At 46.5% G+C, this 26,665-nt stretch carries 23 protein-coding genes and 1 pseudogene; 14 read left to right on the top strand and 10 right to left on the bottom strand.

Features of this window, described 5'->3' with window-relative positions:
• Positions 1–46 precede the first annotated feature (46 nt).
• The 4 genes from ACBP55_RS32655 to ACBP55_RS32640 all read left to right on the top strand — a co-directional run bounded on the left by ACBP55_RS32655 (position 47) and on the right by ACBP55_RS32640 (position 3,100).
• Positions 47–445, top strand: coding sequence for an ArpU family phage packaging/lysis transcriptional regulator (locus ACBP55_RS32655; protein WP_464647655.1), 399 nt, complete (start codon positions 47–49; stop codon positions 443–445).
• Between the two features lie 831 nt (positions 446–1,276).
• Positions 1,277–2,143 carry a minor capsid protein gene (locus ACBP55_RS32650; protein WP_464647654.1) on the top strand — a complete coding sequence of 289 codons (867 nt, stop codon included), beginning with the start codon at positions 1,277–1,279 and terminating at the stop codon, positions 2,141–2,143.
• Positions 2,124–2,522 (top strand): phage holin family protein, encoded by a 399-nt coding sequence (locus ACBP55_RS32645; RefSeq protein WP_464647653.1) that lies wholly within the window; start codon positions 2,124–2,126, stop codon positions 2,520–2,522. Before ACBP55_RS32650 ends, ACBP55_RS32645 begins: the two co-directional genes overlap by 20 nt.
• Entirely contained in the window at positions 2,519–3,100 is a 582-nt protein-coding gene (locus ACBP55_RS32640) for a glycoside hydrolase family 73 protein (protein ID WP_464647652.1), read from the top strand. The genes ACBP55_RS32645 and ACBP55_RS32640 overlap by 4 nt, the downstream gene beginning before the upstream one ends.
• 315 nt (positions 3,101–3,415) lie before the next feature.
• Here the strand turns inward: ACBP55_RS32640 and ACBP55_RS32635 are convergent, their stop codons facing one another.
• Both ACBP55_RS32635 and ACBP55_RS32630 read right to left on the bottom strand, forming a co-directional pair.
• Positions 3,416–4,084, bottom strand: a complete 669-nt coding sequence (locus ACBP55_RS32635) for a DNA-binding response regulator (protein ID WP_464647651.1) — start codon at positions 4,082–4,084, stop codon at positions 3,416–3,418.
• 470 nt (positions 4,085–4,554) lie between these two features.
• The gene (locus ACBP55_RS32630) at positions 4,555–5,838 is read right to left on the bottom strand and encodes an NAD(P)-binding domain-containing protein (RefSeq protein ID WP_464647649.1); all 1,284 of its coding nucleotides are present in this window, start codon (positions 5,836–5,838) and stop codon (positions 4,555–4,557) included.
• 205 nt (positions 5,839–6,043) lie between these two features.
• On the opposite strand from ACBP55_RS32630, the gene ACBP55_RS32625 reads away from it, so the two are divergent.
• The 3 genes from ACBP55_RS32625 to ACBP55_RS32615 all read left to right on the top strand — a co-directional run bounded on the left by ACBP55_RS32625 (position 6,044) and on the right by ACBP55_RS32615 (position 8,913).
• Positions 6,044–7,399 carry a glucose-6-phosphate isomerase gene (locus ACBP55_RS32625; protein ID WP_464647647.1) on the top strand — a complete coding sequence of 452 codons (1,356 nt, stop codon included), beginning with the start codon at positions 6,044–6,046 and terminating at the stop codon, positions 7,397–7,399.
• Between the two features lie 168 nt (positions 7,400–7,567).
• Positions 7,568–8,209 (top strand): YigZ family protein, encoded by a 642-nt coding sequence (locus ACBP55_RS32620; RefSeq protein WP_029199171.1) that lies wholly within the window; start codon positions 7,568–7,570, stop codon positions 8,207–8,209.
• Positions 8,210–8,274: 65 nt separating this feature from the next.
• Positions 8,275–8,913: a TetR/AcrR family transcriptional regulator gene (locus ACBP55_RS32615; protein ID WP_464647645.1), complete on the top strand. Its 639-nt coding sequence runs from the start codon at positions 8,275–8,277 to the stop codon at positions 8,911–8,913.
• A gap of 76 nt (positions 8,914–8,989) precedes the next feature.
• Here the strand turns inward: ACBP55_RS32615 and ACBP55_RS32610 are convergent, their stop codons facing one another.
• The 8 genes from ACBP55_RS32610 to nikC form a co-directional block, all read right to left on the bottom strand.
• Positions 8,990–9,877, bottom strand: coding sequence for a DMT family transporter (locus ACBP55_RS32610; RefSeq protein WP_464647643.1), 888 nt, complete (start codon positions 9,875–9,877; stop codon positions 8,990–8,992).
• 15 nt (positions 9,878–9,892) lie between these two features.
• Positions 9,893–11,206, bottom strand: a complete 1,314-nt coding sequence (locus ACBP55_RS32605; protein WP_464647641.1) for a sodium:solute symporter family transporter — start codon at positions 11,204–11,206, stop codon at positions 9,893–9,895.
• 2 nt (positions 11,207–11,208) lie between these two features.
• Positions 11,209–11,907, bottom strand: coding sequence for a response regulator transcription factor (locus tag ACBP55_RS32600; RefSeq protein WP_464647639.1), 699 nt, complete (start codon positions 11,905–11,907; stop codon positions 11,209–11,211).
• Positions 11,904–12,674 (bottom strand): sensor histidine kinase, encoded by a 771-nt coding sequence (locus ACBP55_RS32595; protein WP_464647637.1) that lies wholly within the window; start codon positions 12,672–12,674, stop codon positions 11,904–11,906. Before ACBP55_RS32595 ends, ACBP55_RS32600 begins: the two co-directional genes overlap by 4 nt.
• A gap of 63 nt (positions 12,675–12,737) precedes the next feature.
• Positions 12,738–13,742, bottom strand: coding sequence for an ABC transporter ATP-binding protein (locus ACBP55_RS32590; RefSeq protein ID WP_464647635.1), 1,005 nt, complete (start codon positions 13,740–13,742; stop codon positions 12,738–12,740).
• A complete protein-coding gene (locus ACBP55_RS32585; protein ID WP_464647634.1) occupies positions 13,739–14,776 on the bottom strand; it encodes an ABC transporter ATP-binding protein in 1,038 nt (345 codons plus the stop codon). The genes ACBP55_RS32590 and ACBP55_RS32585 overlap by 4 nt, the downstream gene beginning before the upstream one ends.
• 14 nt (positions 14,777–14,790) lie before the next feature.
• Entirely contained in the window at positions 14,791–15,711 is a 921-nt protein-coding gene (locus ACBP55_RS32580) for an ABC transporter permease (protein ID WP_464647633.1), read from the bottom strand.
• Between the two features lie 53 nt (positions 15,712–15,764).
• Positions 15,765–16,664, bottom strand: a complete 900-nt coding sequence (nikC, locus tag ACBP55_RS32575) for a nickel transporter permease (RefSeq protein WP_464647631.1) — start codon at positions 16,662–16,664, stop codon at positions 15,765–15,767.
• Between the two features lie 187 nt (positions 16,665–16,851).
• Here nikC and ACBP55_RS32570 point away from each other — a divergent pair, with 187 nt between their 5' ends.
• The 7 genes and pseudogenes from ACBP55_RS32570 to ACBP55_RS32540 all read left to right on the top strand — a co-directional run bounded on the left by ACBP55_RS32570 (position 16,852) and on the right by ACBP55_RS32540 (position 26,542).
• Positions 16,852–18,078: an amidohydrolase gene (locus tag ACBP55_RS32570; RefSeq protein WP_464647629.1), complete on the top strand. Its 1,227-nt coding sequence runs from the start codon at positions 16,852–16,854 to the stop codon at positions 18,076–18,078.
• Positions 18,075–19,559 carry an amidohydrolase family protein gene (locus tag ACBP55_RS32565; protein WP_464647627.1) on the top strand — a complete coding sequence of 495 codons (1,485 nt, stop codon included), beginning with the start codon at positions 18,075–18,077 and terminating at the stop codon, positions 19,557–19,559. The genes ACBP55_RS32570 and ACBP55_RS32565 overlap by 4 nt, the downstream gene beginning before the upstream one ends.
• A 39-nt stretch (positions 19,560–19,598) precedes the next feature.
• A complete protein-coding gene (locus ACBP55_RS32560) occupies positions 19,599–20,825 on the top strand; it encodes an amidohydrolase family protein (protein WP_464647625.1) in 1,227 nt (408 codons plus the stop codon).
• Positions 20,826–21,570: 745 nt separating this feature from the next.
• Positions 21,571–23,127 carry a glutathione ABC transporter substrate-binding protein gene (locus tag ACBP55_RS32555; protein WP_464647624.1) on the top strand — a complete coding sequence of 519 codons (1,557 nt, stop codon included), beginning with the start codon at positions 21,571–21,573 and terminating at the stop codon, positions 23,125–23,127.
• Between the two features lie 222 nt (positions 23,128–23,349).
• A pseudogene (locus ACBP55_RS32550) lies at positions 23,350–24,883 on the top strand (glutathione ABC transporter substrate-binding protein).
• 26 nt (positions 24,884–24,909) lie between these two features.
• A complete protein-coding gene (locus ACBP55_RS32545; RefSeq protein WP_464647622.1) occupies positions 24,910–26,205 on the top strand; it encodes a purine/pyrimidine permease in 1,296 nt (431 codons plus the stop codon).
• A 112-nt stretch (positions 26,206–26,317) separates the two neighbouring features.
• Positions 26,318–26,542 carry a DUF1128 domain-containing protein gene (locus tag ACBP55_RS32540; protein ID WP_029199173.1) on the top strand — a complete coding sequence of 75 codons (225 nt, stop codon included), beginning with the start codon at positions 26,318–26,320 and terminating at the stop codon, positions 26,540–26,542.
• Positions 26,543–26,665: the final 123 nt, after the last annotated feature.

Raw genomic sequence — 26,665 nt, 5'->3', positions numbered from 1 at the left:
TTTGTTTAGAATTTCAAAACGACAAATTTTAGGAGATGATCGGAGAATGGTGGAACGTATTTTACACATAGAGCAAGAACATATTGATCGGCGGGCAACGCGCAAGCGGGTGGAAGATGTGCTTGAAACGGTTCGGATGTACAGGTTGATGGGGGCTGTGCGAAGAGAGAGTGGAGCTATTTTGGAAAGGAAGAATCCTACTGAGCACAAGAATGAGACTGAGGATCTGATGGTAAAGTTGAATTCAGAGTGTGAACATGCCCTATCCATCTTAGAAGTAGACGAACAGGAAATTATTCGCAAACGTTACTTGCAAAAAGATAAGCAATTCGACTTCATGCTGTTTCATGAATTGAACATGAGTGAGCGCACGTATCGTAGGGTCAAGGCTAAGGCAATAGCAAAGCTGGCATATATGCTGAGGTTGGAAGTAGTCTCTCAGTGACGATGCCGATAGGCTGGAGTATTACGATAGCTAATAACAGGTAAGGAGATGGGGGAGCCTTCAGGGTATTAAGATGGGAATGGATGTGGAAGCTGTATGATAGATGTGGAGGCTGTATGAGGTAATTATGATGGGAATGGATGTGGGAGATGTAAGAGCTGATTAAGATGGGAAGAGATGTAGGGGTTGTTCAAGTGACTATCAATTGACCGTTTGTTGGCATTTAATCCAAATATTGGTATGTTATGATCGTTGTGTAGATTAGTGAGGGAGGTGATTATGCTGAACAGGATTCAAGGGATAATGTCCGGATTGAGCGGATTTGTGAGGGCTGCTCAGGGGACGAATGGAAGGAGTGAAACGAGTGGTAGTTAGTTCTATTAGGCAGTGTATGTTTTGAAAAGAAAAAAAATGTTTTGAATTTCAAAACATTTATGGACTCAGACTTCACTTACCGACTCACCCATCACCGAAATCACCCAATCACTTACTCACTCACTCACTCACTCACTCACTCACTCACCCTTAAGGATTTGTGGTAAATGGGAATGCTGGAGTGAAGTGCTGTAACGATGTTTTACATTGTTACTTAGGGCTCCAGTGGTAAGATCGGCGCTGAGACGATGTAAAACATGCTTACCGATGAGACAAAGAGGCGGAAACGACTGGATGGCGTGCTGTAACGATGTTTTACATCGTTACAGAGGGCTCCGTCGGTGAGATCGTCGCTAGTACGATGTAGAACATGCTTACAGATGAGTTAAAGAGGCGGAAACGACTGGATGGTGTGCTGTAACGCTGTTTTACACAGGAAGGAGGTGAAAGAAGTGAATGATTAACATGGCAAATCAACTAGCGTTATATCTTCAGTCCGTAGGTGTGGGAACACTTGGGAGCGACATGTTCGTGGACAGTTTTCCGCAGGCCCCTGATGAGGCTATATGGCTCACCCACGTTGGTGGCAACGCGGAGTTCATGCTAGACGCGCCGGGTAGCTGGTGCAAGCTGAGCTTGAACGTGAGAAGCACAACGCCGGTGGGGGTGCAGGATCGCATCTGGATCGCTATTAACAAGCTGCTCAATCCGAATGGCGGTGTCATCAAGGTGGACGGGCAAACCTACACGGTGCAAATTACTGCGCTGCCTGCTGTGCAGGACAAGGATGCAGAAGGCAGATACATCATAAAATCTGTTCTGATCCTTCGGCAAGTAAAGCCTGTGCTAGAAACTTGGCTGAAAGCTATAACCGTATTTACGGAAGCGGCTTTAGGCTCGCAGTGGCACGTATACCGTGGATTCAATGGTACGTGTCGACCTAGCGTCTCATGGCAGTGTTTGAGCGTACAGAGTGCATCGGAGTCAAGAGGTGCTTGCCAGCTTACGAAACAATTCGTTGGGCAGATTGCTGCGAGGTCGGCAAATGAGTATCAGTTGGCTGCTCAAATATTACTGCTGGGACTGGCTGAACAAGCTAAATTGCCAATGGGAGGCGCTGGTAGCAGGTGGTTAACGGTGATTAATTCCAGTACAACGATTCGCTCAGGGGATTTGTCCACGGGGATTCTGACCGTTACTATAACGGGCGCAGTTGCAGCTCAACAAGGCACGTTACCTCTCATCGCTGGCGTTCAGACAGCAGCCTCCTCCAAGCAATCTCAACAGAAAGGAGCAAAAACGAATGAACCAAATCGGTTTTAACCTGATTTCTGCCACGCTCGGCGGGTTTGCAACCTATGCCTTCGGTGAGTGGAACGAGCTGCTTAGCCTATTTCTCATGGCGATATTGGTCGACTATTTAACGGGAATTGCCGCCTCGATGAAGGAACAGCGTGGTCTTAATAGCCAAGTTGGCTACTGGGGCCTTGCCCGCAAAGGACTGATGCTGCTTGTGATTATGCTGGCGCATCGCATGGATATTTTGATGGATACAGAGCTGATGATGACGGGAGCGATATATTTTTACTTGGCGAATGAGTTTATTTCTATTACTGAAAATTACGGACGATTAGGACTGCCGCTGCCTAGTTTTATGAAGCAGATGATTCAAGTGCTGCGAGGCAAGGAGGAAGGGTTATGAGCAAAGACAGCTTTATTGATCAATTAGCTCCAGCTGCACAAGCGGATATGCGGGAGTTTGGTATTTTAGCGAGTGTGGCCATCGCGCAGGCAATTATGGAAAGTGGCTGGGGTCGCTCAGCTCCCGGTAATAATTTGTTTGGGATCAAAGGGAGCGGGCAGCAGCAAGTTACGCAGGAATTCATAAACGGCAAGAGGATACAAATTGTAGATAGTTCTCGTGTTTATGACAACTGGTGCGATAGCATTCGCGATCATTCGCTGCTGTTAGCTTGCAATCCTAGACACGCAAATTTGCTGCATGAAAGAGACTACAGGTGCGCAAGTCAAGAGCTGCAGCGGGCAGGTTATGCAACAGATCCACTGTATGCGGACAAGCTGATTCGGATTATTGAAGGGAGCGAGCTGACTCGTTTTGATCAGATAGAGGAGGAAAGGGGGGATATGATGAGTTCTGATGATGCGAATAAGATTATTAATTTCTTGTCCGCTGCTTGGATGAGTACAGAGAATGCAGAAGCTAGAGTGGAGTTTCATCGTTTGGCTAACGAGCTTAGGAAAGTGTCTGGGCAGCAGTAGGCTGCTGAATACACAACAGCGATCCGATAATCACCAGGCTGTCCGGCGTAACGCTTTAGCAACCCCTCAGCTTGAACCAAAATAAGAGTCCCTAAGGACTCTTATTTTGACATTTTCTCTTCATGTGAGATAAATAGAAGCCTCAAAAGGCTCTTATTTGCACCAATATTCCAATCTGGTGCCGCTTTTTTAACAAATAGAAGTCTCTAGAAGCTTCTATTTTCACTTAAACTCTCGAATTGGCACAAATAGAAGTCCCAAAAGACTTCTATTCTGGTGCACCAACCAATTTCAGACGTCCCCCTTTAAATTAGCCTAAATGAACAATTTCCGCCCTGCGGGGTCCAGAATGTAAGAGCGAATTCTCTGCTCCCCACTTGCTGGCATTATTATCCCTTTGCTGTGCAGGCTGTGAAGCCACTTTCGTGCATGCTCAACACGGATGCCAAGATGATCAGCCACTACTTGAGGTTTAAGCGGATCGATGGTACTTGCGGCCAGCCGAGCGATTTCTTTTTCTCGATACGTGAGTGAAATAAGTTGAGTTTGATCGCCATACCATCGCGCCATGATGTTGAGGACGACTTGTTGGCAGCGTCGCGGATGCTGGGTGATATCATCGAGTGAGAACCGAAAAATCTTCCAATCGTCCAGAACCAACTGATTTTGCCGCATTAGGTTGTCCCCGAAACGAGAGCGGTCAACATCTCGAGCATGCGGACCGTAACCGTCGATCTCGAAACAAATCCGATGCGGCGGACGGAGATATACAAAGTCCACAAATCTGGTGTTGTCCTGAAAATCCCTTACTTCATACTCGGGGTGAAGATGACGAAAATGCCCAATGATCGGCCACCAGATATGCTGCATAAATTGTTTTTCCGCATAGCCATGCCCCTCATTTAATCGGCGCAGGCGCTCTCCTGAACGTTTCTCCTCATGGGATCTAACAAAGTTTTCATGTTCTTTTACAAACTCCATCATTCCAACCTCCGACTATAAAGTGTTTTTTCTTATTTTCTCGCTATGTTCAACTTTGATAATTTAAGCTGAGCTGAACTGTGGTATGGCCTGGTCTGGTGTAGTGCAGTGTGTTGTAATGTAATGTGTTGTGTTGTGTTGTGTTGCAGTTTGGTCTAACGTGGTGTGTGAAGTGAAGTGAAGTGAAGTGAAGTGAAGTGAAGTGAAGTGAAGTGAAGTGAAGTGAAGTGAAGTGAAGTGAAGTGAAGTGAAGTAAAGTGAAGTAAAGTGAAGTGAAGTGAAGTGAAGTGAAGTGAAGTGAAGTGAAGTAAAGTGAAGTAAAGTGAAGTGAAGTGAAGTGAAGTGAAGTGAAGTTCTGCACCTTCCTAAAAATAAAAAATACCGCCTCTCCCAAAAGGGAAAGACGGCATGTTCTTCATGCGTCGCGTAAGCGTATTTTCACTATGTTTTTAATGTACAATCTCTATTAATTCCTATAAAGCATAAGCAATATGATCCTCAATATACTGCTCCAGCTTAATCCGCACATAAGGCGGCAAAGCTGAAAGCATACAGCCATAACGGAAGTTGCGGCCTTCGGACTCGATGCGAATCACGCGCGCAGTGATTGGCGGCAGTTCCGCTTCCTGCGGGAAGTGGATGACGATGAACATGTCCGGCGCAAGCGGGGCGGCAGATGTGATCTGCAGTCCGCTCTCGGACAAGTCGAAGAGGGTGCCGTCGATGTTTTGGCCGGAGAAGGAACCTTCCTGCTCCCATTGGTAGATGGACAGCTTCAGGCTGATGTCCAGCTTCACGCGCGTGTTCCGGCGGCGTTCGCGGCCAGAAAGCGGCGATGCCGGCTTTTCTTTAGCAACGACAGGCTCACTAGGCCTGACGACCCTCTCACCCATCCATTCTTCATAGCACTGAATGACGGAGCTCAAATCTTCTTCACCGAGGCCTTTAATTAGGCCCATTTGGAATAAGTTGACAGCCGATTGCAGCATAGGAGTCGGCAGTTGGAACTTGCCCGTAATTTCCTGAGCAAGCTGCAGATCCTTCAGCATCAGCTTCAGGGAGAATTGATTGCTGAAATCGCGATCGATCATTTTATCGCCTTTCAGCTCAACCATCTTGCTGTTCGCACCACCGGAGCGAACAATCTCTAAAAATTGAGCAGGGTTCACCCCTGCTTTAACCGCTATCGATAAGCCTTCGGCTAAGCCGGCTAAATTAATGCCCACCATCGTGTTGTGGGCAAGCTTTGCGTACGAACCGGAGCCGCTCGGACCGAGGTAAAGTGCTTTGCTGCCAAGTGCGAGGAATACATCCTGATGCTCGTCGAACACTTCTTGGCTGCCGCCGACCATGAAAGTAAGCGTACCTGCTTCGGCAGAAGGTTTACTGCCAGTGACAGGTGCGTCGAGGAAGTCGACGAAATGCGCTGCGAGCTCCTCGGCCAGCTTTTTACTTGTTTGTGGGGCTACGGTACTGGAGTCAATAATCGTCAGAGCGGGATGAATGCCACTCAGAATGCCCTGCTCACTGTAGAACGTTTCTAATAGTGAAGCGTCATTGCTAAGCATTGTAATCAGAACATCTGAGCTGCGAGCTACTTCAGATGGGGTTAAACCCACTTCAGCACCAAGATGGGCCAGCTCGTCCGCTTTTTCAGCAGTCCGATTATATACAGTTACCATAAAACCTTTTTGAATAAGGTTAGCAGCCATAGGTTTGCCCATAGTGCCAAGTCCAATAAAGCCGATACGTTTCATGATCCTTCACCTCTAGATTCATTTTATCATGGGTATTATAACCTGTGAATTACTTTATAGGGATCTTTGGTCAGAGACCAAAGTCTCTCCGCTTACGCGATCGCTCATCGTTGAATATCATTCAATTTAGGATCGCTTACTTGCTTTTGGACAAGCAAATAAGTATGCTAGGAAAAGGAAAAAAATAGAGATGGAGGCGAACATAGTGAGTAAGAAACTACAATTTGATTACAGTAAAGCACTGTCCTTTTTATCCCAGCATGAGGTTGATTATTTGGCTGCTCAAGTAGAGCTTGCGCATGAACAACTGCATAACAAAACGGGTGCAGGTTCCGATTATTTAGGATGGGTTGATCTTCCTGAGAATTATAATCGTGAGGAGTTTGCTCGTATTCAGGCTTCCGCTAAACAAATTCAATCCGACTCCGAGGCGCTTGTTGTGATCGGTATCGGTGGTTCCTATTTAGGCGCACGTGCGGCGCTGGAAATGTTGTCTCATTCTTTCTATAATATTTTGCCAAAAGATAAACGTAAGACGCCTGAGATTTATTTCGTGGGAAATAACATCAGCTCTACCTATGTTACGCATTTGCTTCAACTGCTTGAAGGCAAAGATTTCTCTGTGAATGTGATCTCGAAGTCCGGTACGACAACAGAGCCAGCGATTGCTTTCCGTATTTTCCGTGAATTGTTAGAAAAGAAATATGGCAAAGAAGCTGCGCGCAAACGTATCTATGCTACAACGGATCAAGCGAAAGGTGCGCTCAAAACACTCGCTACAGCAGAAGGTTACGAAACTTTTGTCATTCCAGATGATGTAGGTGGACGTTATTCGGTCCTAACAGCTGTTGGTTTATTGCCAATCGCGACAGCAGGCATTGATGTGGAAGCGATTATGAAAGGCGCGGCGGATGCGCAGCACGAGTTCTCTAATCCGAAGTTGAGCGAGAATCAAGCTTATCAATATGCTGCCGTTCGAAATTCGCTCTACCGCAAAGGGAAAACAATCGAAATTCTCGTCAACTACGAGCCTTCCCTGCATTTCGTATCGGAATGGTGGAAGCAGCTGTTCGGTGAAAGCGAAGGCAAAGATTACAAAGGTATTTATCCAGCATCGGTAGACTTCTCGACGGATCTGCACTCCATGGGTCAGTTCGTTCAAGATGGCAACCGGATTCTGTTCGAAACAGTCATTCAAGTAGATCAAGTGGCTGATCATATTACAATTGGTACAGATCCTGATGATTTGGATGGACTCAACTTCCTGAGCGGGAAAACGATGGATTTCGTGAATAAGAAAGCTTTCCAAGGCACGATGCTTGCTCACACGGACGGTAACGTACCGAACCTGATCGTAACGCTGCCGGATATGACGCCTTACTCCTTCGGATATATGGTGTATTTCTTCGAAAAAGCATGCGGTATCAGCGGTTACCTGATGGGTGTGAATCCTTTTGACCAACCAGGTGTTGAAGCTTATAAAAAGAACATGTTTGCTCTCTTAGGCAAACCGGGTTATGAGAAGGAAAAAGCCGAGCTGGAGGCACGCTTGCAACAATAATTCATGTAACATTAAAATAAAAACGATCAATCCTATCGGATAGGTCGTTTTTTCTATCTATAATTTCCATTATTTATGTGGTAAATTTTCTTTCTATATTGTCGAAGTCAAAAGTTGAGAGTAGAATATAATGAAACTGATGTTTCCTTCTACTAAGAAAGGTCGGCTATGCTAGCACATTTCAAAACTATCCAATCGTACGGATCGTCGGAAATCATCATCAAGAAGTCGCGTTTCATCGGTCATGCTAAACCGGTAGAATCAGAAGAAGAAGCTACCCTATTTATTGAAGCTATCAAGAAGGAACACAGGTCGGCAACCCATAACTGCAGCGCCTATGTCATCGGAGAAAGGGATCAGATTCAGAAGCAGTCTGATGATGGGGAACCGAGTGGTACAGCAGGAAAGCCGATTCTGGAAGTGATTAAGCATCAAGGACTTAAGAATATCGTTGTTGTCGTTACCCGTTATTTCGGCGGCATCATGCTTGGCGCGGGCGGACTCATTCGGGCTTATACGGATGGAGCCGTGGTAGGCATTGAAGCAGGACAGCCAATTTATAAAGTCAATCATCAGCAAGTGCTGATTGAAGTGGATTATACGTGGTATGGCAAACTCGAGAACGAGCTAAGAAGTCAGGGGATGCTCCTAGGGGACATTCAGTTTACGGATAAAGTGACTGTAGCATGTTATCCTTTGGCAGCGGCAGCGGAAGCATTTATCAACTGGGCAACAGATTTTACACAAGGTCAAGGCATTGTTATTGCAGGAGAGAACGAATACTTGGTTCATAAGAGCTTGCCGGAATAGGCAGGCTCGGGACTTTGAGAGGCACAACTAATTTCATAGAAGCTAAGGATGCGGAGGGATAAGGAATGGCTAGGAAAGCAGTCGCGCAAGAGCTTAGCAGAGAACGTATACTTGCGGAAGCGCGGGAATTATTCGCTACTTTTGGCTATCGCGCTTTAACGATGCGCAGCATCGCAAAAGCAATGGGGTACAGCCATGGTGCGTTATATTACCATTTTAATGAGAAAGCTGAACTGTTTTATGCGTTAATCAAGGAAGATTTCTCCGAATTAGTACAGCGTCAGCGGGAAATGATTGTTCGTGAGCAAGGGTTTAGCGTGAATCTGCTTCAAAAGTTGATGATGGAGTTCGTCCGTTTTGGTTTGAATAATCCACATCATTACGAAATGATGTTCATGATTAACGAGCCAGAACTGCAGCAATATTCGCGTACTGAACAAGCCCAGTCCTTGGAAATGTTTGCTATTGTCATCCGTCAAGTGATGGCCGACCAACCGGGAGCCGAGAGCAGGAAGTTTACACTTCCGTGGAATTTGTTTATGTCCTTACATGGCCTAATTTCGTATTGCATTCAGTTTAAACAATCCTATGAGGAAGCGCGGAAACTGGCTGAAGAGCATATCCGTCTCATCTGTGTCAGCTTGGATTTAGATTCCTATGAACAACAGCGTCCGCTAGTGACACTCGTCAATACATCTGCTTAAATGATCTAGATATACGCACGGGAAAAGTCCCTGTTTAGTTGCTACGTAGCAACCAAAACAGGGACTTTCTCACCCCTCACAGGGGAAGTGCGCTCTGTGACTTTCTTTTGGAAAGAGATAAGGATGCTAAGGTGACGCCTCCTACGATGAACAGCGAACCGAACAACTGCTGCGAAGTAACGATTTGGCCGAGTATCACATATCCGACTATCATCGCCACAAACGGTTCCAGATTCGAGAACATCGCGGCCTTCGCCGCTCCAACCTTCTGCAGCTGGCCGTTCCAAATGAGGGTAACCATTCCATGCATCAGAATAGCGGTGCAAATTAACATGACCCATGCCCATGCTTCATGGCTGATGGTCCACCCTGTCCCATTCGCCATGACGACCGGCACCATCGTGCCGAACCCGATCAAGGTCGAATAAACCGTGGTAATGATGGGGGGCAGTCTTCGAGCCAGATGACGTACTAAGACAATAGAGATGGCAAACGTAAGCATCGTGATAAAGATCCAGAGGTGACCGATGTTAAATGCAAGTCTGGCCCCATTATAGACGACGAGAAACACACCCGAGATAGCCACGAGCGAGCCTGCTAGCATGTTTACCGTTAAAGCTTCTTTTAAAAAAAGGGCTGCTAAAAGCGCTGTCGTGATGGGGGTCAGTGCGAGAATAAGTGCCGAGGTGGTCGGGTCGGCCGTTTGTAAGCCTTGATAAAATGACCACTGGTTAATAAAGACACCGATAATGCCAAGCAGAATGAGAAGCTTCCACTCTTGTTTGCGAACGGGAACGAAACGATGTCGAACCCGTGTATAGCCTAGTAGAAATAAGGATATAAACAACAAACGCGCCATGACTAGAAACAGGGGAGAAAACTGTTTGACGAGTATGTTTCCGAAGACGAAGTTGCTCCCCCAAACCGTAACGCAAACAATTAATAACAAGTAGGAACGAAGCATAGTAGTGGATTCCTCTCAATGATTTCCCTGGCGTTTCTTAATGAATTTACCGCCCCAATACACAATGACGAGTAGGCTAGAAACCATCATACTAACCCAGACCGCATCTAAGTTGCCTAGCTTGTACCGACTTGCATAGCCCGCGACCAAACCGATCAATGCACAGAGAGGAATGAAATTGTCCACCTTTCCTCTACTGAACACAATGAAGAGGAAAGGGACAATGAGTGCAGCGTAAATAATTCCAAAGAAAAAAAGCAGCTCCAGAAGTGTAGGCGTGAAAAAAAAGGTAAGTGCAAATGACAGAACGCCGATGATTACTGCAAGTAAGTATCCCATTCGCATCTTCTGCTTCTCATTAGCATCAGGTTTAAAGAGTGGATACACATTACCTGCAATGAGACTGATCATGGAATGCATCCCTGCCCCGAAGGCTGAGGTAACGGCACCGAATGAGCAGAGGCCGAACAAAATCAACAAGAATACCGTATCAATCTTGCGGATAAGATCAAATAAGAGCGAATAAATGTTATGAAAACTGCCTGTAAATATAACGACCATGATCAGCGAAGAGAAAGACAGCGGAACGGTTGCCCAGATGAGCCCGGAAAGCAGGAAGGTGGGCACGACTTTTTTAATTTCAAGCATATATAGACGCTGCCACGTTGCTTGGTCGACGAAAATCTGCCCGAAGCCAATCAATAGGCCTGTGCAGATAAAAAACAAGCCTTCGTGATTGTTGATCACGAGCAGATAGGGATGATAGAGACGAATCCCCTGGTAAACGTTCTCAACCCCTTTTTCGATGAAGAAATAGAGGGGGATGAGGATAGCCGCGGCAAACATACATATGACTTGAACGAAGGCCAACCGCTGAATAAGGACAATCCCGCCAAAGCCGACGTATACGACGCAAAACAAGAAGAAACAGAGCAATCCGATAGATATCGGGATACCAAACAAAACGTTGACTAGCACACCTGCAGCCATTCCCTGCATAAACAAGCCCTCAATACTGGTGATAAGCAGGATAGCAATCATCATCCAGTAACCGAGGCGGTGAAGCTTAAATTGAAAAAAATCCCCAATGGTCAAACCCTCGCCGTACTCCTTACGTACCCTTTTGCCAAGCCAGCCAAATGCCATTAGCGCGATGGCCCCCATAAGAGCATAGCCAATTCCGCCAAAGATCCCATATTTGACCAATGCTTCGGGGGAGGCGAAGATGGTGATGCCTGTTACCCATCTGGCCAAGATCGATATAACTCCCAGACCTATGCCTATCTTAGCTGCGCCCTGAACATATTCACGAAATGATTGGTAAAGCAAGGTTATTTCTCCTTCTCGCGAAATTCTTTCGGTGTTTGGCTCGTACTCTTGCGAAAAATGGTGCAAAAGTAATGTTGGCTGTTAAAACCGCTTTTCTCTGAAACCGTGGAAATACTCCAGTCTGGATGAGAGATGAGGTATTTTTTGGAAATCTGAATTCGGTATTGCATCAAGTATTCGGAGAACGATACACCAACCTCGTCATGAAAGCGGCGGCTTAAATAGGTTGGGTTAATGTGTACTTCTGCGGCAAGGTCGGCAAGTGCGAGCTTGTCTGCAAATTTTTCATGAATGATCGTGAGCGCATCATGAATGACATGGGAGTATTTGGACTGCGGCATCTTGTTGCGGTATTTGCTTAGAATATCAACCAATTCGCTTTGAATGACCGGCTTGGTCATGTAATCAACTACGCCTAGCCGGATGGACTGTTTGGCATAATGGAAGTTTTGGTAGGCGGTGACGATAATAATGTCGATATCTGGATTATGCTGACGCAGTTCTTCGCCAAGCTCCAGTCCTGATTTGCCCGGTAAATTGATATCCAGAAAGGCAAGATGTATCTTTACCTTCTGGCTAATAGCTATAGCCTGGCAGCTGTCGGAAGCCTTGTGCAGATTCCAAAATGGAAAAAGCGGGTGAATTAGATATTCAAGTTGTTCCAGCTCAAGGGGCTCATCATCCACGAGTAATACATTCATTTGGGCACCTCTTTTAAGTTGGGTTCTGAGATGAAAGGCCACTTAACTTGCACTTTAGTACCAGTGTTAGGGATAAATTGAATCTGTATGTTGGCACGATCAGCGAAGTATAAATGCAAACGGCGTCTAATGTTGTCCAAGCCATGCCCGCTTTTCCACTCAATGTCCACTGCCTCTTGTTCTATTGTGCCATTATCGAAGACCAGAAGGTTAGCCGTCTCATGATCGAGGGAAAAATGGATGTTCAGGTTCACGGGTCCGATTTTTCGTTCCAGCCCATGCTTAAATGCATTCTCCACAATGGTTTGCAAAACAAAAGGCGGAATATAGGCTTCCTCGATTTCTTCATCGCAGGTTAATGTTACCGTAAGGCGAGTGCCAAAACGCAGTTTTTGAATCTCAATATAGTACTCCGTGTAACGAATCTCCTCTCGAAGAGGAATCACGGGTTCCGTGGTCTTGTACTTAAATTTAAGGAATTGGGAGAAGACTTCGAGGGCTCTGACCAATTCTTCTGTACGTTCCAATCTTGCCAAAGTTAGAATCACGTTCAATGAGTTGAATAAAAAATGGGGCTGAATTTGCTGGTTTAATTGATTGTAAAGCGATTGCTGGAGCTCTTTTTCCAGCTCGATCTTCTTCGTTTTATTTTCCAGCAGGTCAATGCGCTTCTCAAAGACAAACAAGAATAATAAAGTAAAAGCTCCAATGATTGGAGCTAAAATAAACAATAAAATGAGTAAGGTAAAACCCTCAAAGCTAAGCATGAGATCCCTTCTGCATACGGTTTTAATTTATAGTTTCACTACCATTTTAATTTATTCGTCTTGTTAAAGCGAATTGGTAACCAAGTGGCAAGCTACTTGATGTCCTTCATTGGTGAAGCGCAGCTCTGGCTCCTTGGATCTGCACGTTTCGACGACAAATGGGCAGCGTGTATGGAAGCGGCATCCCTGAGGCGGATTGATAGGAGAAGGCACATCGCCAGTCAATAGGATGCGTTCTCTCTTTTCTTTCTGATTGGGTACTGGAATGGCAGAAAGTAGAGCTTTGGTATAGGGATGCTGCGGATGATCGAAAAGTGATTTTTTATCAGCGATTTCTACGATTTTACCAAGGTACATGACCATTACCCGATCGGAAATGTGCCGTACTACGCCTAAATCATGGGAAATAAATAAATAAGTTAGCTTATATTGATGCTGCAGTTTCTTCAGCAGGTTCAGTACCTGAGCCTGGATCGACACATCGAGCGCGGAAACGGCTTCGTCGCAGATGATCAGCTTGGGCTCCACAGCTAGTGCCCGTGCGATGCCGATGCGTTGGCGCTGGCCGCCGCTGAATTCATGCGGATATCGGTCGATATGGTCGGACCGCAACCCGACATTGTCAAGGAGTTCCTTAATGCGGTCTGTCCGCTTTTCCTTCGGGATGACGTCTTGAATAGTCAACGCTTCTCCGAGAATTTGGCGGACGGTTTGCCGAGGATTCAGCGATGCAAAAGGATCCTGGAAAATGACCTGCATGTCCTTGCGCAGCTTCCGGAGCTCGCTCTTGTTCAGGGCAAGGACATCCTTATCCTGATAGTGGATATCTCCACTGGTAGGCTCATCCAGTCGTAAGATGGCTCGTCCCGTGGTTGATTTGCCGCAGCCGGACTCACCAACAATGCTAAGCGTTTCCCCTTCATAGATGGTGAAGCTGATGTCATCAACAGCCTTTACGTGGTTCACGGTTCGCCCAAAGATGCCGCCTTTGATCGGGAAGTATTGTTTCAAATGGTTGATTTTAACTAAAACCTGCTTATCATTGGTACTCACCACAGGTACTATCATTTGAATGCCCCCCTATCTTTCATTTGCGACCTTGGTTGATTTTGTGCGTCCCACTCCGGCGTATAGATCCAGCAGCGGACCTGACTGCCGCCTCCGACGTCGATCAGTTCCGGTAGCGCCCTCTGACAAAGTTCTCTGGCTTGAGGACAGCGCGGAGCAAACCGGCATCCCGTAGGCATGTTGTAGGGGCTTGGAACACTTCCCTGAATCGCTTGCAGCTCTTCACGGTCTTGGTCTGGTCGAGGCAAGGAGTTAAGCAATCCTACTGTGTAGGGATGTTTTGGACTGGCAAATAACTCGCTCGCAGCAGTATATTCCACAATCTTGCCGGCATACATCACGGCTACGCGATCACATGTTTCAGAAACGACCCCGAGATCGTGGGTGATCATTATGATGCTCATACCCAATTGCTTTTGCAGCAGCTTCATCAAATCCAGAATTTGGGCTTGAATCGTTACATCAAGAGCGGTGGTCGGCTCATCGGCAATAAGGATCTCCGGATTGCAAGCCATCGCCATGGCGATCATCACCCGCTGCCGCATGCCACCGCTCAATTCATACGGCTCTTGCTTGGCGCGTTTCTCCGGGGAGGGGATACCGACTAGGCGCAGCATGTCGACAGCTTTCTCCCAAGCTTCCTTTCTCCCGAGCTTCTGGTGATGGCGGAACACTTCCGCTATTTGTTCCCCAACTGAGTAGACCGGGTTTAAGGACGTCATAGGTTCTTGGAAAATCATCGAGATTTCGTTGCCACGGATGGCGCCCATTTCTTTATCCGTTTTTTTCAATAAATCTTGTCCTTTGAAGCGGATTTCTCCATTAACGATTCGTCCGGGAGGGCTGGCGATCAGCCTCAGAATGGAAAGCGATGTAATACTTTTGCCGCAGCCCGATTCGCCTACAAGTCCAAGTGTTTCCCCTTTATGAAGCGTGAAGTCAATGCCGTCAACAGCTCTGCTTACGCCTTCGTCTGTAAAGAAGTGTGTCTGAAGATTGCTTACTTCCAAAACCTTTTCTTGTTGTTTAAGCATCTCGTTCCCTCCTTTTAATCCAGCTCGATACGTTTGTTGAAGTTACGATAAAGTACGTCGACCGCAAGGTTTACCATGACGAAAATGACTGAGGCTACCAGCACGCCACCCTGTACCATAGGCAAGTCGCGCATGCGAATGGCATCGACTATCAGCCGTCCTAATCCATTAATGGCAAAGACAGATTCTACTAATACCGTACCCCCAAGCAATACTCCGAACTGTAGTCCAACCACAGTAATGACAGGGATCAATGCATTCTTGAGGGCGTGTTTATAAATAACAACGCGTAATTTTAACCCTTTAGCTTTGGCTGTTCGAATATAATCTTGGCGAATGACATCCAGCATTGTGGAGCGCGTCATCCTTGCGACAATTGCGGCACCTGAAGCGCCTAATGTGATGGCTGGGAGCACAACATGCTTCCATGTTCCCCAACCCGCGACAGGAAAGAGATGCATTTTCACGGAGAAAAAGTATATCAGCGAGAGCCCGAGACAGAAGCTGGGCAAGGATACACCGAGCAGGGCGATAATCATGATGGTAATATCCGATGCTTTGTATTGCTTCGTAGCCGAAATGATTCCGGCAAGCATCCCGAAAACAATCGTGATGAAAATACTAGCCACGGCTAGCTCGATGGTCGTAGGTAATCGCGTCATGATTTCGTTAAACACAGGCAGATTGGAGCGAAGGGATACCCCAAAGTCTCCTCGGACCACGTCGATGACGTATTGGAAGTACTGCATAAACAGCGGCTGATCTAACCCCAACTGATGTCGGATGCGTTCAATCGTCTCTGCAGAAGCGCCTTCTCCTGCCAGTAGAACGGCCGGATCGCCAGGAACGAGCTGCATAATCAAGAAGACGACCATAATGACGCCTAACAGAACCGGGATCATCTGAAGTAACCGGCGAATGATGTATACGAACATAGATATCCTCCTTAGAGCTTTCCGTCAGGAAAGCTTTCTTCGAAAGCATAAGCTTATTGTTTCATCCTTGGATCCAATGCGTCTCTGAGCCCGTCTCCAAATACGTTAAAGCCTATGACTAATGTGGAGATGGCCAGTCCCGGAAACAAAGCCAGATAAGGTACTGTGAATAAAAAATCGCGTCCGTTGCTCAGCATGGCGCCCCATTCAGGCAATGGAGGCTGCGCGCCAAGTCCCAAGAAGGACAAGCCCGCGGCAGAAAGGATGGCCGTTGCTAGCCTTAGCGTGGCTTGAACGATAATCGGTGACAGAATGTTTGGGAAAATGTGCACGAAGATAATCCGGAGATCGCTTGCTCCCAAAGAGCGAATGGCGTCGATGTATTCCAACTTTTTAATCGATAAGGTCGAACCGCGGACAATCCGAGCGAACATGGGAATGGAAAACACGCCGATCGCAATCATCACGTTGATTAAACTGGGCCCTAAAGCACTGACGATGGCGAGTGCGAGCAATATGCCCGGAAAAGCAAGCAATACGTCGATCACACGCATAATGATCGTGTCCACCCATTTCCCGTAATAGCCGGCAAACAATCCGAGAATGATTCCGAAGAAGGCTCCGATAAACACGGCTACGAATCCTACGGAAAGTGAGAGGCGTGTCCCGACGATCAATCGACTTAACACGTCGCGACCCTTATCGTCCGTCCCCATCCAATGTTCGGCAGAGGGAGGTTTTAGTTTGTTTACTAATTCAATATGATAGGGATCATATGGAGCTAGAAGCGGAGCGAAGATCGCGACAAGGAAGTAGAAAAGAATGACGTACCCGCCAACCATTGCCAACTTATTTCTCCGAAGCTTTAAATAAAACGTTCTCCACTTGCCTGGACGAAGGGAGAGAACCTGTTTTGGTAGCGCTTGCTCTTTATCGGCATAATCAACATTCATCTAGCAAACCTCCTTTGTTAAGTTAAAGTTATCAGAAAACGAAGCGAAGTAAATAAGCTTTGGGCAACTCGTAAAGATACCTTAAATAAAAGTAAAGATTGTGAAAATAAAACACAGAATATTCTTTATAATTGAGGTTGTACGAGCAAATCACACCGAATTTTGGAAGAGAAAGGGTGAGCAATTCGTGAGTTCTGCCTATTGGTTAATCAGTGTTCGTTTGGAGAGCGGTTATTTGTATGAAAATGGCGTGATCTCCGGGACAGAGACTGAAATCTGTCATCTACGCATAGAGGACGGTATCATCCGTGAAATCGTTTCAGCTGACACACCTTTGGAATCGGATATTCCGAAGCAAGACGGAAAGAACCTGCTTTTACTGCCATCATTTATTGAGAAACATGTTCATTTGGATAAGACGCTGATCGGGGATACGTGGCGTGCTGTCGTCCCTGCTGCTAATATCATGGAACGCTGCGAATTGGAAAAGCAGATCTTACCTACGCTGCCGACTACGATCAACGAGCGTGCGGGCCTTTTATTGGATACTCTGCTGAGAGCAGGCTCGACTGAAGTACGAACGCATGTCGATATTTATCCGGAAGTGGGATTGCGCAGCTTGGAAGCTGTGCGTCAGGTTTTAGAAAATTACGAGGGGAAGCTCTCATATGAAATTGTAGCTTTTCCACAGCATGGTTTACTGCGTTCCAAGTCCAAAGATCTGGTCAGAGAAGCTCTTCGTGAAGGCGCTACCCTGATAGGCGGTGTTGATCCTGCAACGGTAGATGGGGATATCGAAGGATCTTTACAACAGATGATGGAGCTGGCCGTTGAGGCTAATGCTGGCGTTGATTTACATCTGCATGATCCGGATTACTTAGGCACATTTACGATGAGACGTTTGGCAGCGCTTACGATGGAAGCGGGGTTGCAAGGGAGAGTGGCGATCAGCCACGCGTTCGGCCTGGGAGAAGTACCTGTAGGAGAGGCAGCCGAGCTGTCAGCCGTGCTAGCGGAGGCAGGTATTACGATTGTCACAAGTGTTCCTCACAGCAGAACGATCCCGCCGGTTCCGCTTTTGCACGAGAAAGGGGTGTCTGTTGCTGCTGGCTGCGACAATATCTTTGATAATTGGCAGCCTTTCGGTAACGGAGATATCTTGGAACGAGCAGGTCGGTTAGCGGAACGCTTTCGCTGGATTGACGAGCAATCTTTGTCACAGTCGCTTGGTTTCATTACTGGAGGTAAGACACCGCTGGATAGGGAAGGCAATCGCGTGTGGCCGAAGGTTGGAGATGAAGCGAGCATGGTGCTTGTAGATGCTAGCTCTACAGCGGAAGCGGTCGCGAGAAGAGCCGAGCGCAGAGCTGTCTTCTTCCGAGGGACTATAGTTGCAGGAGGATTACAACTATGATCGATTTACTGCTTGTCCACGGTGTTGTTATTACGATGGATCAAGAACGGCGCATTCTCGAGAATGGAGCTGTCGCCATCCACAATGGAAGAATTCTGGAAGTTGCGGACACCGAGCAATTACTGGAGAAGTATGAGGCGAAGAAAACGATAGACTGCAGTCATCACTGTGTATTGCCTGGTCTGATTGATGTCCATGGTCACGGTGGTCATTCGATGTTCAAGACCATCGCCATGGACAACATCAGTTTCTGGATGCCAATCATGACGCATACGTATAAGCATTTTGTTACGGATGAGTTCTGGTATTACGAAGGAAAGCTGAATGCGCTTGAGCGCTTAAAAGCAGGGATCACGACAGGCGCCTGTGTGCTTGGTTCCATGCCTCGATCAGACGATCCTATCTTTGCATTGAATCATGCCAAAGCTTACTCCGAAGTTGGCATACGCGAAATCGTCTGCACGGGTCCATGCAATCCGCCTTGGCCGCATTCGTTCAGCCGCTGGGTGGATGGGAAACGGGTAACCAGAGACGTGACTTATGAAGAGGTGCTGAAGGGTGCCGAGGCCGTTATTGAGGCTCTTCATCATGCTCACGACGATCACATTCGTGCCTTTATCACGCCTTTTGTTATTGTTACTTCCGTTAACCCCTCAGCCCCGACTCCGCCGGACCAGCTGTACGGTTTAACGGAGCATGATCGGTATCAAGCGAAAAAGATTCGCGAGATCGCCCGAAAATACAACACGCGGATTCACTCCGATGCCTTTGGAGGCATGATCCATCTAGCCATTCAAGATAAAGAAAACGCACTACTGGGGCCAGACGTGCATCTGCAGCATTGCCGAGGCATTTCATTTGACGAAGCGCGAATTTTGGCCGAAACAGGCACGAATGTTAGCTCTGCTCCAGGGTTTGGACAAGTGAATGCGCGAACGCCAATAACCGAACTGATTGAAATGGGCGCAACAGTGGCGATTTCCACAGACGGTACCTCTCCGGCAGCCAGCTTTGACATGTTTCAAGCGATGCGCAAGACGCAGATGATTCATCAGGCGGCACTAAAAGATTACTACTATTTGCCGGCTGGCAAGCTGCTGGAGATGGTAACGATCGATGCGGCGCGCTGTGTTGGCTGGGATGATGAACTAGGTTCATTGGAAGCAGGCAAAAAAGCGGATGTGATTACGGTCAACATGCGCCAGCCTCATTTGACACCTGAGTATATGTATGTGCATCGGTTGGTGCATCAAGCGGTGGCGAGCGACGTAGATAACGTCATTGTGAATGGGAAAATCGTGATGGAAGACCGCAAAGTACTCACGGTTGACGAGTTTACGGCGCTCGATGAAGCGAATGAAGAAGCGAAGCGGACGATTGAACGCGCCGGGTTGCAAAAGTATATGGAACCGACCAAATATTTCTGGGGACATGCGAGAGCTTATGTGGATGAGAAACTTTTTGATCCGGAACTGCTGTAAGAGATTGCAAATTATATAGGAAGAAAGGGTGTAACTTTCATGAGTATGACTTCAACTTATTGGCTAACCAACGTCTGTCTGGAGAGTGGCTATCGCTACGAAAATGGAAGAATTGCAGGAACGGAGACGGAGATCTGCCATATCCTCATTGAGGACGGGAAGATTGCACAAATCGTATCTGCGGACACATTCTTAGATAGCGATCTGCCTAAGCAAGATGCGAAGAATCTGCTCCTGCTTCCGGCGTTCCGCGACATGCATATTCATATCGATAAAACATATTACGGAGGGCCTTGGAAAGCTTGTTCACCTCCCGTGAATATCTTTACTCGATTAAAGGAAGAAGAGACGCTGCTTACTCGTCTGCTGCCGACAGCTCGGGAGCGGGCCGAAGCGATGCTTGGTCTTTTGCAGAAGAACGGCACGACCCATGTCCGAAGCCATTGCAACATAGATCCTTATATTGGCTTGAAAAATCTTGAAGCTACCTTGCAAGCTTTTGAAACTTTCTCAGGCAAGCTGTCTGGGGAAATCGTAGCCTTCCCGCAGCACGGTCTGCTGCGCAGCAACGTTGTAGAAATGGCCCGGGAGGCGCTGCGAATGGGAGCGACTTCAATGGGCGGTGTAGATCCGGCCTCCGTTGATCAAAACATCGAGAAATCATTGAACACCATTATGGATCTGGCTGTAGAGGCTGATGCAGACGTTGACGTCCACATTCACGACCCAGGTCATTTAGGTATATTCACCTTCAAAAGGCTTGCCGCACTAACTGAGGAAGCGGGTTGGCAGGGACGCGTAACGGTTAGTCACTGCCTCGGTCTGGCTGACGTTCCGGTAGAGCTGCAAAGCGAGGTGGCAGAGTTGTTTGCACAGCTCGGAATCGCGATCACATCCACCGTGCCGATTAACCGAGCGACGATACCGATTCCGCTTCTTAAGCAAAAAGGCGTCTCCGTTTCACTTGGCGATGATAGCATCACGGATCACTGGTCCCCATTCGGCCAAGGAGACAGCTTGGAAAGAGCTGGTCGTCTAGCCGAGCGATTCCGCTGGAGCGACGAGCGATCGCTATCGGAGACACTTGGCTTTATTACAGGAGGCAAGGTTCCGTTATCTGCGGAAGGCGTCCGCGTCTGGCCGGCCGTCGGCGATGAAGCAAGCGCAGTACTGGTTCATGCCGGTTGTTCGGCGCAAGCGGTAGCGCGCAGAGCTGAGCGTCAAGCCGTGCTGTATCGCGGGAACATCGTTTCCGGTTCTCTGTAGGCATCAACGATTACCAATGTTTGTAAGACTTAGGGACCGTCAGGATGATTTTCTCTGACGGTTTCTTTATTTTGTTTACGAGACGCCTAAGTCGCATAGGGAATTGGGGCTGCAGGTGCGAGTGAAAGCGGAAACTTACCTGTAAGGATGAAAAAAGCGGTAAAAGTAAGAATAATGTAGATGTAGATGTAGATGCCAATGGGAAAGAGCATGATGATGAGGAGAGAAATAGGGAATCTGGACTCGGGCGACAGTAATAACATCTTTTGATGCAAAAAGTGCAGCTAATTTCATTTGTGTTGACGCTTCTCACGAGATTACATGCAGAAAGTACAGCTAATTCTGCGCATAAAAGCAAATATCAGCTATAAGGCTGAGATTTGAAGTACTAACTGCATCTTTTCTTCTCAAATTGGTGAAAAACTCATAATTTGCTGCACTTTCTGCAGCTGTTGCTTAAAGAATCGGTCTTCCGCTAGGTATTGCGCTCTTGTAACCCTGTTTTTCAGCGTTACAGAAGTGAGTGAGAGCTGAAACATATCTGTAAGGGTGAAAAAGACGCTTACAGGAAAGAAAACCGGTCTTCCGCTCTCGCTTACACCTGTAAGGAATGAACCTGCTGCCTTTTACAATCAAAAGAAGTAAAGATTATATAAATACAAGTAAAGATTCTGAAATTAAATAATCTGAAAATTATTTATTATCTAAATAAGAAGACAAATTCAAAGTGTAAAGGGGAGTTTGTATGATAAAACAAATTGTTAGCGCTTTCTTGGTGGTATCCTTGGCCTTAACCGGTTGTTCCTCCGTTAAAGAGGCTAGTGGCGGCAGCAAGGAAACAACCAATACGGCACCGAAGAACGGCGGCACACTAGTCGTCGCTCGACTAAGCGATGCGAACAACCTTGATCCGCATTTCAGCACACAGATCAACTCGATGGCCGTGATTCAGCATAAGATTTATGAAGGTCTCGTTCAACTGGATAAGAACAGTGAGTACAAGCCTTTGCTTGCAACGGAATGGAAACAGTTGAATGATCTTACGTGGGAGTTTAAACTTCGTAAAGATGCCGTATTCCATGACGGTGCGCCATTCAACGCTGAAGCGGTGCGCAAGACCATTGCACGCGTGCTGGACAAGAATCAACCTACGCCGAAAGCGAATCTATTTTCGATGATTAAAGAAGTAAAAGCGGTGGACGATTATACGATTCAGTTCATTCTCGAGTATCCGTTTGCTCCGCTGCTATCCATTTTAGCAAGTGCGGAAGGCAGTATGCTTAGTCCCAAGGCCATTGAACAGTATGGCAAGGAATTAACGAAACACCCTACAGGAACAGGGCCGTTCCGATTCGAATCGTGGACTCCCGGACAAGAAATTGTACTTGTGAAAAATGATAGCTACTGGGGAGACAAAGCAAAGCTGAATAAAGTCATCTTTAAAACAGTTCCTGAGGATACGACTCGGATTGCCATGATTGAAACGGGAGAAGCACAGGTGGCTGAACAACTGCCTGTTACTGAACTCGATCGTGTGAAATCTTCCACTACGATGACTCTTGGCCGTTATGACGCCTATGCGGTGGATCATATTGGTTTTAACACGAGCAAGAAGCCGTTTAACGATATTCGTGTACGTCAAGCCGTCGCTTATGCGATTGATAAAGAAGCGATCATAAAAGGCGTTTATAACAATGTCGGCAAGGTATCCAATTCGAGCTTGGGTCCAAAGGTTATCGGTTATAGTCCCAATATCAAAGGGTTTGCCTATGATTTGAACAAAGCGAAGCAATTGCTCGCAGAAGCCGGCTATCCGAACGGATTAAAGGCTACGGTTTATTTGAACGATAATAAAGCCCGCATTAATGTGGCGGAAGTACTTCAATCGCAATTAAAAGGGATTGGCATTGATCTCCAAGTCAAAGTGATGGAATTCGGGGCTTACCTCGACGCAGCATCCAAGGCTCAGACCGAAATGTTCATTAGTGGTTGGGGGAATGCGACAGGCGACGCTGATTACAACCAGTACAACCTGTTCCATAGCAATTCTCACGGTGTTCCTGGAAACCACTCTTTTTATACCAACAAAGAAGTAGATATGTTAATCGAAAGTGGACGTAAAGAAGCGGATCCAGAAAAACGTAAACAAATTTATGAAAAAGCGCAGGCAATCGAAATCAATGACGTAGCCTTATTGCCTTATCGCAGCTCGGAGAATTTAGCGGCAATCGCAAAAAACGTGCAAGGCATTTGGATCAGCCCTTCCGGGTACATTGAAATCAATGAAGCGACGATGAAATAAAGGATGTGTGGGAATAGCATAGCTGATTACCTATTCGGGTAGAGGTTATGCTATTCTTTTTTAAAAGTAGTAAAGATAATGTAAATAAACGTAAAGATCGTGCAAGGCTCATTGGCTATTATTTTCTATAATGCTTATAAGTATATTCACTGCAATTTCAACATGATTGAAACAGGAGGGTTTATTTTGAAAAGAAATCTTATTCTCGGCGGTCTTCTTGCTATGTCTCTCGTAGGTATGACAGCGCTAGCCGGATGCGCTTCTTCATCAGATTCGTCAGTAGATAAGGGGAAAGCTGCTGAAGCTCCAAAGGCAGGCGGAACGCTGACAATCGCTAGAAAGGCGGACGCCAACAACTTGGATCCGCAATTTATTACAAACATTCCTTCAGCAAACTACATCTTTGGAAAAGTTTACGAAGGACTCATCAAGACGGATAAGAATATGGATTACAAGCCTGCTCTAGCAGCAGAATGGAAACAGGTCGACGATGTAACTTGGGAATTCAAGCTGCGCAAGGGTGTGACCTTCCACGATGGAACGCTTTTCACGGCCGAAGCCGTTAAGAAGACCATGGAACGCGCGCTGGATCCAAAAGTAAAGTCGCCGCGCGCAAGTAATTTCTCCATGGTCAAAGAAGTGAAGGCTGTGGATGACTATACGGTGCAGTTCATTCTCACTTACCCGTATGCCCCTATTCTGTCGATACTTGCGAGCAACGAAGGCAGTATTCTTAGCCCGAAAGCCATTGCAGAACAAGCGGACAAGTTGTCGAAAAACCCGATAGGAACAGGTCCATTCAAATTCCAATCTTGGACGCCAGGCCAAGAAATGATCCTCGTCAAAAATGACAGCTACTGGGGAGATATACCGAAGGTAGATAAGGTAGTTTATAAAGTAGTACCTGAGGATACTACGCGTATTGCGATGGTGGAGTCCGGAGAGGTTCAGATTAGCGACCAATTGCCTGTGACCGAATTAAACCGCGTACAAAATTCTTCTTCCATGACGCTGGCTCGTGCCGAAGGGCTGGGAGTCGAATACATCGGGTTTAATGTGAAGAAAAAACCGTTTGACGATGTACGCGTTCGTCAGGCTTTCGCCTATGCCATTGAAAAGGAGTCCATTATCAAAGGTGTTTATAACGGTGTGGGCAGCAGAGCGATCTCAGCTTTATCTCCTAAGATGATAGGCTTTAACCCTAATTTGCACGATTACGATTACAACGTCAACAAAGCAAAGGAACTGCTTGCCGAGGCAGGCTTCCCAAATGGGTTTAAAACGTCAATTGTTACCGATGATAGAAAAGAGCGCATCAATCTAGCGGAAGTTATTCAATCTCAATTGAAAGGGATTGGCATCGACCTCGAAATCAAGGTGATGGAATATGGCGCCTATCTAGATATAACCGGCAAGGGCGAACACAACATGTTTATCGGAGGTCTGGGGGAACGCGACTGGCGATGCGGATTATAATCAATATAATGTGTTTCACAGTTCTTCCCATGGAAGCAAAGGCAATCTTGCTTTCTATACCAATCCGGAAGTGGATAAGCTAATCGAGGAAGGCCGTCGTGAAAAAGATGTGGAGAAACGCAAAGCCATCTATGCTAAAGCGCAAGAAATCGAGATGAAGGATAGTCCTCTGATTCCAATCCGAACGATTGATCACGTTGCAGCAACGGCTAAAAATGTTAAAGGTTTCTCGTTAAATCCAGTAGGATATCTAATGCTTAACGATGTTACCGTAAAGTAAAGAAATTCATAAAGCGGAGAGACAAAATGGAAACAAAGAAACATCGGTTCTACGGCAGCTTAAGTACATTTCAATGGTTTATTTTCCTGCTGGCTAATTCTGTTGCGCTACCTATCGTTATCGGCGGCATTTTTCATTTGTCGATGGAGGAAGTATCGGCGTTGATGCAAAGAACATTTTTTGTAGTTGGCATGAGTTCTTTCATCCAAGGATGGTTGGGGCATCGGTATCCGATTGCGGATGGCCCCGCAGGTTCATGGGTCAGTGTGTTTGTCATTTTAGCTGATGTAGCTGTCAGACAAGGTCAAAGCATGAAGGGAACGCTGCAAATTTTGGAAGGTGGATTCATTATTGCAGGCGTGCTGCTTCTCATTCTCGGCTTGAGCGGTTATTTCCATAGGTTGCTATTCCTGTTCACCCCGCTGGTTAATGGTTCCTTTCTTTTGATCTTAGCCCTTCAACTTAGCGGTGTTTTCATGAAAGGAATGGTGGCCTTACACGGTGAACCGTCCCTTCCGGATTATGGAACGGCGGCTCTATCGTTTGGTGTCTTTATTCTCGTCATTTTTCTTTCTATCAAAGGTAAGGGATGGATCAAAAATTATGCCGTCTTGATTGGGATCTTATCAGGGTGGTTGCTCTATACCTTATTGGGTAAAAGCTCAGGTACTCTCATGTCGAACGAATCTTTGGTTAAGCTTCCTGAAATTTTTGCATGGGGAGTTCCGCAATTCAATTCCGGAATTATAATCACGATCATTCTGTTTACTTTTATTTTAGTCTCCAATACGATTGCTGCCGTTTCGGCTGTCAGTCAAGTAGTGCCTGAAACTCCGAGGGAATTAAAAGAGACGCTTAATCGTGGCGGGATAGCCGGCGGATTTTCTCATCTGCTATGTGCTTCCTTTTCTACGATAGGTGTCGTACCGTTGCCTGTTTCTGCGGGCTTTATTCGATTAACCGAACAGACCCGCATTCGTCCATTCCTGATGGCTTGTCTAGTTTTCGCAGGTATTTCACTTGTTCCGGCTATCGTGAACTTCTTGGCTTTGCTTCCAGGACCCATTGCTACGGCTGCCTTAATGGCATCCTTTGTCCAAATGATAGGCATTGCTTTTCAGTCCATTCTGAGAGAAACACTGGATCAACGCCGGCTGACTATCTTGGGTATCACGCTGCTGATGAGCATCGGACTTATGTTTCTGCCTTCAACGATATTTCAAGGACTTCCATCCATCCTGCAATATGTATTAAGCAACGGACTGCTTGTAGGGACAATGCTCGTGATCGTACTGGAGCAGCTATGGAAAGCCGAGCGATGAAAGCGTAAATGGATTTCATTTTACAACATCCGATAAGTGCTTTAGAATAACAAAAGGGGAGCTTGCTCCTTAATGTGGCACAAGCGCTTAGAGGAAGGAAGAACATAAAGCTATGGATTTGAACATTTGGTCGGAAGAAAACGTGGAATATATGTTTGAAGAAATTAAGAGAAAGCTGCGCATGGCTACCGGTGGGTCGATTAAAGCCTCGAACGTCAAACAGGAAGTATATGAGGACTTGAAGGACTTGTACGATTTGGTCATCAGCAAAGATAATTTCAGCATTAGCGAAATTGATGCGATTACCACAGAGCTTGGTAAAATTCGTAAAGCATAAGCACTTTTTATCCATAAAATTGTCGTTATCTTGGCCTTAGTGCTAGAGATGCGGCAATTTTTTTGCGTTGAACCGTAGGAGGACAACTGCGTATTTTTACCGGAGAATGGACAGCTATCCAAG

Source organism: Paenibacillus sp. WG02, from assembly GCF_055396115.1.
Note: the sequence above shows the minus strand (reverse complement) of the source record. Positions and strands in the feature narration are given on the sequence as shown.

Excerpts from the sequence above, each read along its gene's own strand:
- ACBP55_RS32655 (WP_464647655.1), top strand. The coding sequence starts at position 47 with ATGGTGGAACGTATTTTACACATAGAGCAAGAACATATTGATCGGCGG.
- ACBP55_RS32650 (WP_464647654.1), top strand. The coding sequence starts at position 1,277 with ATGATTAACATGGCAAATCAACTAGCGTTATATCTTCAGTCCGTAGGT.
- ACBP55_RS32645 (WP_464647653.1), top strand. The coding sequence starts at position 2,124 with ATGAACCAAATCGGTTTTAACCTGATTTCTGCCACGCTCGGCGGGTTT.
- ACBP55_RS32640 (WP_464647652.1), top strand. The coding sequence starts at position 2,519 with ATGAGCAAAGACAGCTTTATTGATCAATTAGCTCCAGCTGCACAAGCG.
- ACBP55_RS32635 (WP_464647651.1), bottom strand. The coding sequence starts at position 4,084 with ATGATGGAGTTTGTAAAAGAACATGAAAACTTTGTTAGATCCCATGAG.
- ACBP55_RS32630 (WP_464647649.1), bottom strand. The coding sequence starts at position 5,838 with ATGAAACGTATCGGCTTTATTGGACTTGGCACTATGGGCAAACCTATG.
- ACBP55_RS32620 (WP_029199171.1), top strand. The coding sequence starts at position 7,568 with ATGCTAGCACATTTCAAAACTATCCAATCGTACGGATCGTCGGAAATC.
- ACBP55_RS32615 (WP_464647645.1), top strand. The coding sequence starts at position 8,275 with ATGGCTAGGAAAGCAGTCGCGCAAGAGCTTAGCAGAGAACGTATACTT.
- ACBP55_RS32610 (WP_464647643.1), bottom strand. The coding sequence starts at position 9,877 with ATGCTTCGTTCCTACTTGTTATTAATTGTTTGCGTTACGGTTTGGGGG.
- ACBP55_RS32600 (WP_464647639.1), bottom strand. The coding sequence starts at position 11,907 with ATGAATGTATTACTCGTGGATGATGAGCCCCTTGAGCTGGAACAACTT.
- ACBP55_RS32595 (WP_464647637.1), bottom strand. The coding sequence starts at position 12,674 with ATGCTTAGCTTTGAGGGTTTTACCTTACTCATTTTATTGTTTATTTTA.
- ACBP55_RS32590 (WP_464647635.1), bottom strand. The coding sequence starts at position 13,742 with ATGATAGTACCTGTGGTGAGTACCAATGATAAGCAGGTTTTAGTTAAA.
- ACBP55_RS32585 (WP_464647634.1), bottom strand. The coding sequence starts at position 14,776 with ATGCTTAAACAACAAGAAAAGGTTTTGGAAGTAAGCAATCTTCAGACA.
- ACBP55_RS32580 (WP_464647633.1), bottom strand. The coding sequence starts at position 15,711 with ATGTTCGTATACATCATTCGCCGGTTACTTCAGATGATCCCGGTTCTG.
- nikC (WP_464647631.1), bottom strand. The coding sequence starts at position 16,664 with ATGAATGTTGATTATGCCGATAAAGAGCAAGCGCTACCAAAACAGGTT.
- ACBP55_RS32565 (WP_464647627.1), top strand. The coding sequence starts at position 18,075 with ATGATCGATTTACTGCTTGTCCACGGTGTTGTTATTACGATGGATCAA.
- ACBP55_RS32560 (WP_464647625.1), top strand. The coding sequence starts at position 19,599 with ATGAGTATGACTTCAACTTATTGGCTAACCAACGTCTGTCTGGAGAGT.
- ACBP55_RS32555 (WP_464647624.1), top strand. The coding sequence starts at position 21,571 with ATGATAAAACAAATTGTTAGCGCTTTCTTGGTGGTATCCTTGGCCTTA.
- ACBP55_RS32545 (WP_464647622.1), top strand. The coding sequence starts at position 24,910 with ATGGAAACAAAGAAACATCGGTTCTACGGCAGCTTAAGTACATTTCAA.
- ACBP55_RS32540 (WP_029199173.1), top strand. The coding sequence starts at position 26,318 with ATGGATTTGAACATTTGGTCGGAAGAAAACGTGGAATATATGTTTGAA.